A 434-nucleotide genomic window follows, 5' to 3' on the forward strand; every position below is an offset into this window, starting at 1 on the left:
GCCAGCAAGGCCAGCACCCGGCCCGCCTTCAGATCGAGATAGGCCTCATCGGCATTGCCGTAGCGCACTATGGTGACATCGGAGCCAAAGTTGTCCGTCAGATACTTGTCGTGGGTGGTGGCGCGCTGCACACCTATGCGCTTGCCTGCCATCCCCGCCGGGGTCAGCTCCAGCGTTGTCCCCTTGGCAGCCACGAAGCGGTTGGGGATATGGGCATATTTCGCGGTGAAATCCACCTTCTTGCGCCGCTCGTCGGTGATCGACATGGCGGCGATGATCCCATCGTATTTGCGCGACAGCAGGGCCGGGATCATGCCGTCCCAGTCCTGCGCCACCAGCTCGCACTTGACGGCCATCTACTGGCACAGGGCATTGGCGAGATCGATGTCAAAGCCCTTGATCTCCCCCGACGCATCGGTCCAGGAGAAGGGAGG

General features: G+C 62.2%; 1 pseudogene. It reads right to left on the bottom strand.

The window, feature by feature from the left end:
- A pseudogene (locus BN1127_RS01725) lies at window positions 1-434 on the bottom strand (transporter substrate-binding domain-containing protein); the annotation flags it as partial.

The organism is Aeromonas media (assembly GCF_000819985.1).
GTDB lineage: Bacteria > Pseudomonadota > Gammaproteobacteria > Enterobacterales > Aeromonadaceae > Aeromonas > Aeromonas media.